The sequence below is a fragment of the Veillonella parvula genome, from assembly GCF_042850485.1.
GTDB lineage: Bacteria > Bacillota > Negativicutes > Veillonellales > Veillonellaceae > Veillonella > Veillonella parvula_Q.
This window is the reverse complement of sequence record NZ_AP031417.1, coordinates 157489-172039: the sequence shown is the minus strand read 5'-3', so window position 1 is coordinate 172039 and position 14551 is coordinate 157489. Positions and strand designations below refer to the sequence as shown.

Sequence of the window (14551 nt, the reverse complement as noted above, 5' to 3'; positions counted from 1 at the left end):
TTATCTGCATATTAATAGTTTTATCTGCTATTAATCCTAAATCTTACTAGCTGAATATATGATTCACTCTACATCTTATTTATTAATTGCTTCTGAAAGCTGATCAATGAGTTTAAAAATGGTATTTCGCTTTTGTTTTAATGCTAGCGGATTTGCTACTAAGCGTGTAGATATGGGCTGCAACCAATCAAAGATTTCTAGATTGTTTTCACGCAAAGTGGTACCCGTTTCCGTAATATCTACGATAGCATCTGCTAGTCCTACAAGTGGGGCCAGCTCAACAGAGCCTTCAATCTTGATGATTTCCACATCTTGAGCTCCAAAGTACTGTTTTGTAATGGTTGGATATTTCGTACCAATTCGTTGACGACGACCTTCTTTAGGATCATAGCCCGCTAAGGACGCCAAGATAAATTGGCATTTACCCGTTTGTAAATCTAGCATTTCATAGCTTGTATCGTCTTGTTCATCGAGCACATCGCTACCGACGATGCCAAGATCAACCACGCCATTTTTCAAATACGTCGTTACATCTGGGCCCTTTGCAAGGATGACCTCCATAGAATCGCCCAAAGAGATAATGAGCTTACGCGCCTTATTATGTAATGGCTCGCAATCGACGCCACATGCTTCTAGGAGTGGAATAAAATCCTTTTCTACGCGCCCCTTCGTAAGAGCAATGCGTAATTTATCGTTATCTTGAGCTTTGCTTTCACCCTGCAAGGTAACATCAGTCAATACGTCGATATTGAAAGCCATCCCCACAGCTGGCATCGGTGTACCATCAAAGCTAAATAACAGTCCGTCATAACGACCACCACTGACGATATATTGAGACACGCCGTCCACATAACCTCTAAAGGTAATGCCTGTGTAATAAGATTGAGGGGGTTCTGTAGACACATCGATGCGAACCGGTTGCCCTGTTTGCTCCACTTGGTTTGCCATGTCTATGAGATTATCTAAAATGCGCTGCGCCGCTACAGGCAAGATGATTTGGTTCAACTCATCCTTAATATCTTGAACCGTACCAAATAAACGAGGCCACACATTGAGGAATGGGAACAACGCACTATTTTTAAAATCAGCAATCAACTCGTTGTAACGAGGTAAATATTTAGTGAACAAAGTCTCGAGGAGTTCTGTTCTTTCATCATCACTGAGCCCTAGGGCATCGGTGATAGCACGAGAGAATCGAGCATCACCAATTTCGAGCAACAAGCTACCACCTAGCTGAGTTTCATTTACCTCTTTAATGATCTTGAAGCACTCTTGCTCTGCCTCAATCCCATCATAGCCCACCATCTCGATACCACCTTGCGTCACTTGGTTCACATCGCCGCGGTGCTTTTTATTTTTCATGAACACATCGCCCAAGTAATAGAACGTGCGAGGCAATTCTATATTAGTAGTCGCCAAGAATCGACCAATAGGCATCGTCAAATCGGGACGAATTACGACGGATGCTTCAGAACTATCCATGAATTCGTACATATGTTGACCGCGCCCCATTGCATAGCCATTGAATACATCTTTGTACTCTACGAGAGGCGTAGAAATCTTTGTGTATTGACGATTTCGACAAAGACCGAGCACATATTGACTCACATCATCCTTACGCTCTGCTACGATCCCTATATCATCACGGAAACCAGTAGGTAATTGCTGCTGTACCATCGTAAACATCCTTTCTATCATTTCGTCTTATTAGTTCTCTTGTCTATGAAAGCATCATATAACTAGTATTAAATGCGTTATATAAATCTTCTATTTACTATGAGAAAAATTCTACCTATATCGATACTTTTCTATTTTATCGCTTTATCTAGCTAAAGTATGAAACTATAATATAACGGTTCTATAGAATTGTCAATAGAACCGTTAATATTTCATGTATTTACTATAATAATGATTTTATACTAGCCCCAAACATTTTCTATATCCGCCACACTATGTGCATCAGATCCCAATACAAATGGCACTCCAATGATAGCTGCCATGCCCTGGATGAAACGACTTGGGTACATTTCACGACAATCTGGTTTGAAGAAGCCGCTCATGTTGTAGTCTAGCTCGCGACCTTGGACGCGCATGATATGCAAAATATCGCTCACCACCTGCGCATTGCGACGATCTAAATGACGTTCAAAGCCAAAGTGATGTTGGTATTTCTTGATTAAATCAAAATGACCTATGCGTTTAGGTGTATATTCACCGAGGTCAGCACGCACGGCTTGGCGCACGGTGGAGTAATATTTGTAATATAACTCATATTGCTTTTCAATCCACGGTCCGAAGCCTTTTTCGAATTCTTCAGGACTGTAGTCTAAGCAGTAAAAGGCATTATTAACGCCTTCCATAAAGTGAACGGATAAAATATTATCATCCGTCAACGGACCATAGCGATCCAAGAACTCTTGAATGTCTGATTCAAAGCCTGGAATATAATCGACTTCAAAACCGAGAGAAATATCGATATGTGTGCCATACGCACGTTGTAATTGACGCCCCAACTCTAAGTAAGTATCAACTTCATTTAATTTCAAAGACGCTGTGTCATAAGCCTTTTTATCACCACCATATTCTGCAGCAAAAGCTGTTGGCAATGGTGCATGTTCTGTAAGGCATACCTTTTCAATACGCAACTCGATGGCCTTTTCTATCATCATCGCAGTTCGGTCCCCACTACCATGTGGACACAACTCCGTATGCACATGACCGTCCACGAGACGGCTGCGATACTTACTATATCCAACGAACTGCCGTTCATCTTTCATGTTCATTCAATCACCCCTATTCGCCCTAACCCCTGGCGAACCCTTATCTATAATCTATACATCATTGGTATAACGTATTAATTTATATATTTTACTATATTAATTATTATACCAATAATGCGTATGTTTCGGTATCCTGATATTTACCATGTTTGAATCCAACTTGAGGCGTTAAACCACAATAGGTAAAGCCAAATCGCGCGTGTAACTTGGTGCTGCCTTCATTGCCAGCCGTAATAACGGATACCACATTATGCAATAATGGATCATTTTTTGCTATTTCTAAAATATGAGCCATCAGTTGTGTAGCGATCCCCCTACCGCGATAATCTTGATGGATATAGATAGATAATTCGACGGTACTTTTATAAGCCTCTTTAGGTCGATATGGTGAAAGCGATGCATAGCCTGCTACAATCCCATCAATGGTACCTACCGCAATAGGATGGTGCTCATCGCTATGAGACTCATACCACTCCTGCCACTCTGACAACGTGCGAGGTTCAAGATCAAGCGTAGCTACGCCGTTCACAACCTCATAGTTGTAAATATCTAAACAAGGGGCTATATCATCCTTTGTGATTGGTCGTATTACTAATTCACTCATAAGTATTCCTCAAAATTGTGGGTATCCTAAAAAATATTATTTCTATTTAACATAATATATAAAAAGAGACCACATACGCAAGAAAAAGGACGAACTATTCGTATAACATACCATTTCACATTCTACATTTTTAAGAAGTAAAAATTACATATTTTACATCTATATCCCCAATACAACAAAACTGAGTGGTAAAAGCAACGTTTTTTACCACTCAGCATATACGTTTTGAAGCATATATAAGTAAAAAGCTCTTATTTTACTTATATACTTTCATCATATTTTTTATTATAACTATTAGAGCTAATACATTTCTATAGAAGCAAAACTATACTCTTACTTGATTTATAAGAAAATTACACAATAACAAATAAAAGTACTGTAATAGCAATTAAAGCACTAATCACAGTATAATCGATTCTTTTCAATCCTACGGATGCAGCAAAGCTGTGTGTGGGGCCACCAAAGCCCCGTAGTTCCAAGGATAACGCCATTGTTTCGGAACGGCCCAAGGATTTTAACAGCAATGGTTGAATAACAGATGCATAGGATTTGATACGCTTAATGAAGTTGCCTTCTAGAGATAAGCCACGGCAAGCTTGCGCCTCTTGTACAGCATGGCTTTCAGCAATGAAGTCAGGCACAAAGCGAAGTGCGGCAGTGAACATAAATGCATATTCGTAAGGAATTTTACATTGTGTTACGAGCGCTGCCGTAAGATCTTGCAATTTTGTAGTTGCCAACAGGCCTATAAAGACAAGTGTCATAGCCAACATTCGTAAGCCGGATACGATGGCAGAGGTTACATCGCCGCTGCCAAGGAATTGGATGAGTCCAAGAAATACAGCGAAGCTAGTTAATGCCAACACGGCTTTGCGTTGTTTGAATAACAAACCTGCCAAAAACAGTACACCGAGTTCTACTACGACTAATGCCAATAGCGATGCCCAGTCACGCAATAGGATGGCCCACACGGATACAGCAAGGGTCATCAAGATTTTTGTTAACGGTACTAAACGTTCCATATGTCCCTCCTATTTTCCGCTCAACTGAGCCACTAACTTAGATTTCAATTCATCCATAGATTTGCAATAACCTAAGGATGGTACCGCTAATGAAAGTTCCACACTTGGCGGCTTCGTAAGGCCTAGCTCTTGCAATTCATCCGTAGATTTTTTGAATAATTCTTCTGGACTGCCGTCAAAGGCAACGGTTTGGTTGCCCATGATGATAGCACGGCTACATTCGCTAGCCATGATTTCCATATCATGGGTAATAAGAAGGATTGTGATACCTTCTGAATTAAGCTGACGCAATAATGCTAATAGCTCTTTAGTTTCCTTACCATCTTGACCACTGGTTGGTTCATCAAGGATGAGGATTTTAGATTGCATAGCCAACGCAGAAGCAATGGCAACGCGTTGCTTTTCACCGCGGCGCAATGTTGGAGGATAGGCTTCACGCAAATGGCCGATGCCTGTGCGCTCCAATACTTCATCAACAATACGCTTCACTTCGGCTTTACTGCGCCCCAAGGACTCAGGTCCGAAGGCAACCTCTGTGGCTACGGTAGGTCTGAACATTTGGCGATCTGGCTGTTGGAATACATAGCCGATAAATTGACCCCGTTTAGACGGCGGCATGGACGTAATATCTCTGCCGTTATAATACATGTGGCCTTCCCTAGCCTTTTCGAGGCCGACAAGCAATCGCGTAATAGTCGTTTTGCCGCAACCATTACGACCACCGATAGCGATATATTCGCCCCCTTCGATGGTGAAAGTCACGTTTTGGAAAATATCTACGGATGGCACATAGCCAAAGCGGATGTTTTCAACCTTAAGCATGATCGCCACCGTCCTTTCCTTGTACATCATCAACGCGTTGAACTGGTTGTCTATTTTCTACTATATTAGATTGATCATCAAGATTATCTACTATATTTCTTTGATTAGCTGGAGAGTTGCTTTTACCATGCACCTCGGTTTGAATCGCATGAGCCATTTCAATTTGGTGCAAACCCTTGATAGCAGACTCGATGCTGAGCCAAGGTTCATCGCTGTGGAAGCCAGCTTGTTCCAATTCCATATAAGTTGTAAACACGGATGGCAATGCATCGACGTGAATATTGTGTTCATACATATAACGAAGCGTAGTAGGTACATCGTCATCACAGGCGATAGAACCATTTACCATGAGGGCCATACGGTTAGCGTACGGCAATACGGCATGCAAATCATGGTCGATAACGACAACGGTGATACCGTGTTTTTGGTTCAAATCACCTACGAGGCGATATAATTCAGCAGTCCCATCTGGATCGAGGGAGCTTGTCGGTTCATCAAGAACAAGTACGGTTGGGTTCGTAGCCAATACGGATGCGATAGCCAAACGTTGGCGTTGACCACCAGATAAACTTGTAATCTTGCGGTCTTCTAAGCCTACGAGGCCAACTTGCTTAAACACCTCTTCAGAACGAGCTTTAATAGTTTCACGGTCATAACCGCGGTTTTCCATAGCAAAGGCTACTTCTTCACGAACTGTCATCGTTACGAGCTGTGTATCGTAGTCAGCCAGAACTACACCGATATGGTTCGCAAGTTCTGGGATTTCCATTTGCGTAGTCGCATGACCATCTACGAAGACCATGCCTTCTAGCCGTCCACCATAGAATTTAGGCACCGCCCCTACCATCGCCATACAAAGGGTACTTTTACCACAACCTGCAGGGCCTGTAACAACGAGGAAATCACCTTCATTTACATCGAGATTGATATTTTCAAGGGATGGAGTAGTTGCCTTAGGATGATAGTAATTTACGTGCTCAATGGATATTTTAGCTTGGCGCTCAGGCAAGATAGTCAAGCGACTATGATCAGATGTCAATTGGTCCGCATTTGGTAGCATGCCACGTTTAGAGAATAAACGTTGTGCCGGAATATACAAGATTGGTGTAATGGCACCATTCAAGGCTCCTACAATGAGTACCAATGGCCACATGCCGTACATGTACACATTATTTGGCAAACCAAGCACTTGCCACAAAATGGTAACAAAGATACCGCCAGATACAACAGTTGCTAAGAAGCCAGACACGACAGGCGTTAAATCAAAACCACCAATTTTACGGAACTTCACAGACAACATAGCGCGCGTTACGAGAGCCGCCGTCAAAGCACCACCCGGCTCAGACAATAAGTTGCCATAAGGGAACGCTGACTTAGACGTCAATACATTGATGAGGGCCGCTACAAGGCCAATCCCCAAGGTTTGACTCAAACTAGGACGAGTCAATAAAATAGCTACGCAGTACGTAGCAATCGTCCAGTTCGGCGTTACCCCAGCCACACTAGGGCTCACCAAATGCAATATCGTGCCCAATGCGAGCATCAATGTGCTGACAGTGACCCATCTAAACTGTCCACCCTGCACATGTGTGTACACAAGATCTTGAATCCGTTCCATAATAGCCTCTTTTCTAAAAATGAATATATAGTGTCTATTGTAACATCCTTCGAGAATTTGTTAAAGCCAAGATACTATTAATAAATAGTATCTTTATCATATGATAAAAAGCACCATCTATTAACGATAGTGCTTTTAAGAACTAATGTACTTCATCTAATAGTATTCTAAGATAATCACGTCTACTGTTTAATATTCTATCAATATAGATAGTCCGGTCTAAATAACGGTAAAAGCTTAAATAATTATGACAAAGTAAATATCTGTATTCAATTTTACTTTCTAAATTAATCAATAATCGCTGCCCCATTTCTGGAAATATACTCAACGAGTCATTCGTAGTCACTATATCCGAAACGGTTTTCTTAGCTAGCTCAATATCACCTGTTTCTTCTTCTATAAAAGATTTTATTTCTAGCAAATCTTCTCGTGCTTTTGGTGCATAGCTAATTTGATTATTCATAATTAAATCCCCAATTCACTCTTTAGTTGCTCTGATGAAATCCATCCTTGTTCTTCACCAGACTTACGACCGCTCTCTAAAGCGCCCATAAGTTTTATTGTAGCCATTACACGTTCATAATCTTGGATATCCATAATAGCATATCGGCCTCTACCATTTTTAGTTAAGAATACTGGACTATCTATAGTAACATCTCGTAAAACTTCAGAATAGTTACGTAAATCTGAAATAGGTTTTATATTCGGCATACTATCACCTCCAAAATACTTTAGTGATATAACACTCATCTTTCTAATATCTTATCATTATTGTAGTTAAATTATCGCGTAAATTCAACATTAAATTTTACAGCACCCTTTAAAATTACTATCAACATCTATGATACTTCTTTCTTCCTTTTCTTATTATATACTTATGATATAATGCGCATAGATACTTATTTACGAATAAAAAAGGAAATATATCATGGCACAGGCATTAATCGTAATCGATATCCAAGAAGGCTTAGTTAAGGAAAACCCTTACAATGCGAAAAACTTTATCTCAAATACAAAAGCAATCATTCAACATTTTAGAGATCAAAATATAGAAGTCATTTTTATCAGGCATTCTGAAGATGAAGGCTTATTAGCAACGGGCAGTGATAATTGGCAAGTCTATCACGAATTAAAACCGCAAGAAAACGAAAAGATTTTCAATAAATATTACAATAGCATCTTCAAGGATACTGAATTAAAGGAATATTTAAACCGAAAAAATATTACCGATGTAACATTCGTAGGAATGCAAGTGGAATTTTGCATTGATACATCTGTGAAAGTAGGCTTTGAATATGGTTATAATATCACCATCGTCGAAGATGCTATCTCAACCTTTGATAATGATCATCTATCCGCCGATACAATCCTATTCTTTTACAAAGAAAAGATTTGGCGGAATCGATTTGCACAGCTAAAAACAACAAACGAAATGTTAAGTATCAATTAAATTACGAAAATAATACAAAGATTTTTATAATTTTTTCTCACGTATTTGTCATATATGTATGTTAAAATTTCATTAAATATTTATGCCCGAACATAGGAGGTCTTTTTTATGTATAAGTATATTACGATTTTAGGAGCTGCGGGCCAAATAGCTCAAAAGTTGACTGCTACACTATTAACATATACAGATATGCACATTACATTATATGGTCGTCAGTTGAAAACACGTATACCTCCAGAGATTATCGACCATGAACGCGTTACAGTGATTGAAGGTTCGTTCCAAAACCCAGGTAAATTAGAACAAGCTGTAACAAATGCGGAGGTTGTATTTGTAGGTGCTATGGAGTCTGGCAGTGATATGGCGTCCATCGTGAAAGCATTGAGCCGCAAAAATATACGCCGTGTTATCGGTGTGTCCATGGCTGGACTTTCTGGTGAATTCCCTGTAGCACTTGAAAAATGGACCTTCGACAACTTACCGATTAGCTATGTTCAAGGTGAGCGCCAAGCACGTAACGTATTACGCGAATCCAACTTAAATTACACCATCTTGCGCCTTACATGGCTCTACAATGATCCCGAAAAAACCGATTACGAACTCATCCCTGAAGGAGCTCAATTCAACGATGCCCAAGTTTCACGCGAAGCAGTGGTAAAAGCCATCTTTGATATCTTACACGCTGCGGATGAAACGCCTTTCCACCGCACAAGCATCGGTGTAGGTGAACCAGGTACACACTATGACAAACCAAGCTTTCACTAATATATAGCTATATTAACAATAAAGGCCTTATAGACTATGAAAATAGATAAAAGCTACAGTAATACAATAAATATTGACGATAATGCAACTAATATTTTACAAGCTAAGGTAGATATATTATCTGCTCTTGTACAAGGCCAAAATGACATCATTCAAGGTCGTATTCTATCTTTAGAGAAATCTTTTGATAGTATAGATAAAATGTTAGATAAAATATAAATAGTATAATATATTAATTCTTTAATAATAAGGTATATCCAAGATCTAAAGAGTACATTTTTACTCATGTAACATAGATTTTGGATATACCTTTTTTATTCCTACATTTTATAGATATTTATATAGATAAACTCACGTATTTACGCTATACTAATAAATGATTAATATACACTTATAGGTATGTGAAAGCAAATGCCTCTTAGATTATCAATTATATTTATATATACAGTTCGTTGTATAAAATGTGCAAGATTCTATGTATAAAAATAAATGATAGTCATTTTTAGTCCCAGTTAGGGCAGAGGCTTATTAAGGAGTTATTATGAATCGTATTGTTGTTATTGGCAGTTGCAACATGGATATTGTAGTCCTCGCGGATAAACGCCCTACTGCAGGCGAAACAATTATGGGCAACGAATTGCACATCGCTCACGGTGGCAAGGGCGCAAACCAAGCGGTGGCTGCGGCTCGTCTAGGTGCAGAGGTCACGATGGTCAGCTGTATCGGTGAAGATACATACGGCCAAATGATTTTAGATAATTTAAAAGAAAATTTCATCAATACAGATTACATCGTTACGGTACCGAACACTACAACCGGTACAGCACACATTACATTAGCTGAAGGCGATAATAGCATCATCGTGATTGCAGGTGCTAATGCTAAGGTAGACCAGTCCGTAGTAGATAACGCTTGGTCTGCTATCGAGCAAGCCGATCTCGTAATGGTGCAAAACGAGATTCCTATTCCAACTATTGAATACATCGTTCGTCGTTGTCACAAGGCGAATGTGAAAGTCCTCTTAAATCCTGCTCCTGCAGCCGACCTCGATTCGGAATGGTTAAAATTAGCAACCTATATTACGCCAAACGAACATGAGCTATCTGCGCTCTACCCTAACCAATCTACAGAGGAGACCTTACTAGCTAACGAAAACAAAATCATCGTTACCCTTGGTAGCAAGGGCGTAGGATATGCGGACAACGGTGAAATCCACATCGTACCTGGCTTCAAGGTTGAGCCCGTAGATACAACAGGCGCTGGCGATACATTTAACGGTGCTTTTGCAACGGCTATCGTTAATGGTAAAAGCTTAGCCGACGCTCTACACTACGGCAATGCAGCAGCGGCCCTCTCCATCCAACGCTTGGGGGCTCAAGGTGGCATGCCAACAAAAGACGAGGTCGCTGCATTCTTAGCAGAACACGTATAGATTGAACCGGTCTTTCAAAGCTCCACTGACCGGGTCTGCCTTCGCAGGGCCAAAGTCGCTTTGAAAGGCCTATTCAATCCAAACTATACGTTCTTCAAGCAATGAATGCAACTGTCCTCTATATAACAAAGGGAGTTAATGACTAAGGCATTAAAGCCTTAGTCATCGGAATAGATAAGGAGTTATTTATGCAACGACACGGTATTTTAAATAGCCATATTGCTAAGGTTTTGGCAGATCTTGGTCACACAGATACAATTTGTATCTCTGATTGTGGCTTACCAGTACCTGAAGGGGTTCAAAAAATCGACTTAGCCTTAGATTTTGGTGTACCCAGCTTTGAGCAAGTAGTATCCATCATCGCTAAGCATATGAAATCCGAAGCGATTCATGTGGCAACAGAAATTAAGGAAAACAATCCTAAGGCTTATGCCTTCTTGGAGTCTACCTTCCCATCCGATCAATACGAATGGATTGAAACAAGTCATGACGCTTTCAAAGAAGCCACAAAACAATGCAAGTGCATTATTCGAACTGGTGAAGCATCTCCCTATGCCAATATCATCTTGCGTGCCGATTGTATTTTTAGCGATTGTCCCTAGCATAATAGATTAACCAACTAGGTTTGTAAACATACATCAAGAGATACTTTCACCAATCATATAGGAGTAGTTATGGAAATTGTTATGTCAGGCATTGCAAAGGCATTTGGTACGAACCAAGTTCTGCGCGATGTAAGTATTACCCTCAAGGAGGGCGAGGTTCACGCCTTGATGGGCGAAAACGGCGCCGGCAAGTCTACCCTCATGAATATCCTCACTGGTATTCACAAGGCAGACGCTGGTACGATCACCATCGACGGCGTAGAGCGAACCTTCCCGAACCCGAGAGAGGCCGAGCTAAACGGTGTGGCCTTCATCCACCAAGAGCTTAACATTTGGCCAAATCTAACATTGTTAGAAAATCTATATTTAATGAGACCAAAGCGCAACAAATTTGGTATGCTCGACAAAAAGGCGATGCTCGCCGAGGCAGAAAACACCTGCCGCGAGTTGGGTATCGAATTGCCTCTCACTACTGAGGCGGGCCTTTGCTCCGTTGGTCATCAACAGATGACAGAAATCCTTCGTATCTTGATGTTAGATGCCAAGGTTGTCATCATGGACGAACCGACAGCAGCCCTCACAGAGCGTGAAACGGCGACATTGTTCAAAATGATGCGCAAAATGAAAGCTCGCGGCGTGGCTATTGTATATATCTCTCACCGCATGGAAGAGGTATTTAGCGAATGCGATACAATCACAGTTATGCGTGATGGTCACACCATCATTACAAAACCAACTGCTGAAATTTCTGTAGACGAAGTGGTACGCCACATGGTAGGTCGTTCTATCGACGAGTTCTACCCTGCTCGTACCACTACACCGGGCGAAGTCGTAATGAGCGTTGATAACCTTCAACCAGAAGGTTTTGACAATGAAATTTCCTTCTCCTTGCGCAAAGGCGAAATCCTCGGCGTAGCAGGCCTCATGGGTGCTGGCCGTACAGAAATCATGCGCGCCATCTTCGGTGTAGACAAGCACAATGGCGGTACCGTAACAGTAAACGGCTCCGTTCTCAACTGTAAAAAGCCGGAAGATTCCATCAAAGCAGGCATTGCTTTCATCACAGAAAATAGAAAGAGCGAAGGCTTGATCCTCGATTTCTCCATCGGTTCCAATATTACATTGCCAAACCTTGGCGAGATTTGTCCATCTCATGTACTAGATAAGAGTAAACTCAATTCCTTTGCTGATGAATTGTCTAAAAAGCTAGGCGTTAAAACACAATCTATTCACGAAGCGGCGTCCTCCCTCTCTGGTGGTAACCAACAAAAAGTTGTTATCGCTAAATGGATCGGTAAAAAACCATCTATTATCATCATGGATGAGCCAACGCGCGGTATCGATATCGGTGCGAAACGTGATATTTATGATTTAATGAACGAATTAACGAACGATGGTGTGTCCATTATCATGGTGTCCTCTGAGTTACCTGAAGTGCTGGGCATGAGCGACCGCGTTATGGTCATTCATGAAGGTCGCGTAGCAGGTATCTTGGACCGTAGCGATGCAACACCAGAATCGATTATGACATTAGCCACAGGAGGACAATAATGGACGGCAAAGCTCTACAATATGTAAAAAAATTAGGCCCCCTCATCGGCCTCATCCTATTATTTGTAATTATCTCTGTCATGAACGACAGTTTCCTTGAATTCTCTAACTTGCGTAACTTGTTGCGCCAAGTATCCATCAATGCGATCATCGCCTTTGGTATGACCTTCGTCATCTTAACGGGCGGTATCGACTTATCCGTTGGTTCCATCCTTGCCCTCTCTAGTGCAGTGATGGCCAACCTCATTGTAACTGGTACTGACCCTGTATTGGCTATCGTGTTAGCCGCAGGTGCGGGCCTCGTATTGGGTGGCATCAACGGTCTCGTTATTACCTATGGCCGCGTAGCTCCATTTATCGCTACCTTGGCGACCATGACCATCTACCGTGGTGCGACATTGGTATTCACCGATGGTAACCCAATCTCTGGCCTTACTCAAGACCCTCTATTCCACGGCTTTGGCCAAGGGGATATTGCAGGCCTTCCAGTGCCAGCTATCACAATGTTCCTTTCTTTCATCATCCTCTGGTTCGTATTGAGCCGCACATCCTTAGGCCGTAAAACATACGCTGTAGGTGGTAGTGAAAAGGTAAGTTACATTGCTGGTATCAAGATTGACCGCGTTAAAATCTTCGTATATGCCTTAACTGGTATGCTCTGTGGTATCGCCGGTGCAATCATTACATCTCGTCTTAACTCTGCACAACCTACAGCAGGTGCAGGCTACGAACTTGACGCTATCGCAGCCGTAGTTCTTGGCGGCACAAGCCTTGCTGGTGGTCGTGGTCATATCGTTGGCACATTAATTGGTGCCCTCATTATCGGTACCCTCAACAACGGGTTAAATATTCTCGACGTTTCCAGTTTCTATCAACAAGTTGTAAAAGGTATTGTCATTTTATTGGCGGTTCTTGCAGACCGCAAGAAAGCCTAGGAGGTTCCTATGAAAAAACTATTGTTACTGTTGGCGATGGCTATCATGGTTATCGGTCTTGTAGCAGGCTGTGGTAAAAGCGCTGATAACGGCGGCGACAAAAAATCCGGCACAATCGGCTTCTCTGTTTCCACATTGAACAATCCATTCTTCGTAACTATGAAGGAAGGCGTTGAGGCTCAAGCTAAAGCGCTTGGTCTTAAAGTTAAAATCGTTGATGCTCAAAATGACCCTGCAAAACAAGCAAACGATATTTCCGACTTACTTGAAAGCGGCGTTTCTGTATTGATCATCAACCCTGTAGACTCTGCAGCTATCTCTACTTCCGTAGAAGCAGCAAATGCTAAAAACATTCCTGTAATCACTGTTGACCGCTCTGCTGATAAAGGCAAAGTTGTGGCTCACATCGCTTCCGATAACGTAAAAGGTGGCGAAATGGCTGCACAACTTATCGCGGATAAAGTAGGCAAAGCTGCAAAAGTTGCAGAAATCGAAGGTATCCCTGGTGCTTCCGCCACACGTGAACGTGGCCAAGGTTTCCACAACGTAGCTGACAAAAACTTAACAGTAGTAGCAAAACAAAGTGCTGACTTCGACCGTACAAAAGGTTTAAACGTAGCAACAAACATTTTGCAAGCTAACCCTGATGTACAAGCTATCTTCGCTCATAACGATGAAATGGCATTGGGCGCTATCCAAGCAGCTAAATCCGCAAGCAAAACAATCTTCATCGTAGGCTTTGATGGTACTGCTGATGCAGACAAAGCTGTTAAAGACGGCACATTGGCTGCAACAATTGCGCAACAGCCAGACCAAATGGGTAAAATCGCTATCGACACAGCTCAAAAAGTTATCAAAGGCGAAGCTGTAGAAGCTAAAATCCCTGTAGATCTTAAAGTTGTTACAAAATAATTGTAAATAGAAACTGGGTACAGAAAAAGAGTCGCATCATTAGGATGCGACTCTT

The 14551-nt window shown here is 41.5% G+C and carries 16 protein-coding genes; 8 read left to right on the top strand and 8 right to left on the bottom strand.

What is annotated here, in order from left to right; translation table 11 throughout:
* Positions 1-75 precede the first annotated feature (75 nt).
* From hisG to ACGHIY_RS00620, 8 genes are all read right to left on the bottom strand, one after another.
* Entirely contained in the window at positions 76-1677 is a 1602-nt protein-coding gene (gene hisG, locus ACGHIY_RS00655; protein WP_215676209.1) for an ATP phosphoribosyltransferase, read from the bottom strand.
* A gap of 242 nt (positions 1678-1919) precedes the next feature.
* Positions 1920-2783: a histidinol-phosphatase HisJ gene (gene hisJ / locus ACGHIY_RS00650; RefSeq protein ID WP_012863724.1), complete on the bottom strand. Its 864-nt coding sequence runs from the start codon at positions 2781-2783 to the stop codon at positions 1920-1922.
* Between the two features lie 100 nt (positions 2784-2883).
* Positions 2884-3384, bottom strand: coding sequence for an N-acetyltransferase family protein (locus ACGHIY_RS00645; protein WP_370800893.1), 501 nt, complete (start codon positions 3382-3384; stop codon positions 2884-2886).
* 353 nt (positions 3385-3737) lie between these two features.
* Entirely contained in the window at positions 3738-4406 is a 669-nt protein-coding gene (locus tag ACGHIY_RS00640) for an energy-coupling factor transporter transmembrane protein EcfT (protein ID WP_120055888.1), read from the bottom strand.
* Between the two features lie 9 nt (positions 4407-4415).
* The gene (locus tag ACGHIY_RS00635; protein WP_195394545.1) at positions 4416-5228 is read right to left on the bottom strand and encodes an energy-coupling factor ABC transporter ATP-binding protein; all 813 of its coding nucleotides are present in this window, start codon (positions 5226-5228) and stop codon (positions 4416-4418) included.
* The gene (locus ACGHIY_RS00630; RefSeq protein ID WP_390525579.1) at positions 5221-6846 is read right to left on the bottom strand and encodes a tryptophan transporter; all 1626 of its coding nucleotides are present in this window, start codon (positions 6844-6846) and stop codon (positions 5221-5223) included. The genes ACGHIY_RS00635 and ACGHIY_RS00630 overlap by 8 nt, the downstream gene beginning before the upstream one ends.
* 142 nt (positions 6847-6988) lie before the next feature.
* A complete protein-coding gene (locus ACGHIY_RS00625; RefSeq protein ID WP_129823534.1) occupies positions 6989-7309 on the bottom strand; it encodes a type II toxin-antitoxin system RelE/ParE family toxin in 321 nt (106 codons plus the stop codon).
* 2 nt (positions 7310-7311) lie between these two features.
* A complete protein-coding gene (locus tag ACGHIY_RS00620; protein ID WP_009351852.1) occupies positions 7312-7557 on the bottom strand; it encodes a type II toxin-antitoxin system prevent-host-death family antitoxin in 246 nt (81 codons plus the stop codon).
* Positions 7558-7774: 217 nt separating this feature from the next.
* On the opposite strand from ACGHIY_RS00620, the gene ACGHIY_RS00615 reads away from it, so the two are divergent.
* The 8 genes from ACGHIY_RS00615 (at position 7775) to rbsB (ending at position 14496) form a co-directional block, all read left to right on the top strand.
* A complete protein-coding gene (locus tag ACGHIY_RS00615) occupies positions 7775-8296 on the top strand; it encodes a cysteine hydrolase family protein (RefSeq protein WP_316581349.1) in 522 nt (173 codons plus the stop codon).
* Positions 8297-8404: 108 nt separating this feature from the next.
* Complete coding sequence (locus tag ACGHIY_RS00610) at positions 8405-9061, top strand: NAD(P)H-binding protein (RefSeq protein WP_004694229.1); 657 nt, start codon at positions 8405-8407, stop codon at positions 9059-9061.
* Between the two features lie 36 nt (positions 9062-9097).
* Entirely contained in the window at positions 9098-9280 is a 183-nt protein-coding gene (locus ACGHIY_RS00605) for a hypothetical protein (RefSeq protein ID WP_012863713.1), read from the top strand.
* Positions 9281-9602: 322 nt separating this feature from the next.
* Complete coding sequence (rbsK, locus tag ACGHIY_RS00600; RefSeq protein ID WP_390525578.1) at positions 9603-10493, top strand: ribokinase; 891 nt, start codon at positions 9603-9605, stop codon at positions 10491-10493.
* A 188-nt stretch (positions 10494-10681) separates the two neighbouring features.
* Positions 10682-11095, top strand: a complete 414-nt coding sequence (gene rbsD / locus ACGHIY_RS00595; RefSeq protein ID WP_390525577.1) for a D-ribose pyranase — start codon at positions 10682-10684, stop codon at positions 11093-11095.
* A 72-nt stretch (positions 11096-11167) separates the two neighbouring features.
* A complete protein-coding gene (locus ACGHIY_RS00590) occupies positions 11168-12649 on the top strand; it encodes a sugar ABC transporter ATP-binding protein (RefSeq protein WP_390525576.1) in 1482 nt (493 codons plus the stop codon).
* Positions 12649-13584: an ABC transporter permease gene (locus tag ACGHIY_RS00585; protein ID WP_390525575.1), complete on the top strand. Its 936-nt coding sequence runs from the start codon at positions 12649-12651 to the stop codon at positions 13582-13584. Before ACGHIY_RS00590 ends, ACGHIY_RS00585 begins: the two co-directional genes overlap by 1 nt.
* A gap of 9 nt (positions 13585-13593) precedes the next feature.
* The gene (gene rbsB, locus ACGHIY_RS00580; RefSeq protein ID WP_390525574.1) at positions 13594-14496 is read left to right on the top strand and encodes a ribose ABC transporter substrate-binding protein RbsB; all 903 of its coding nucleotides are present in this window, start codon (positions 13594-13596) and stop codon (positions 14494-14496) included.
* The last annotated feature ends 55 nt before the right edge of the window (positions 14497-14551 follow it).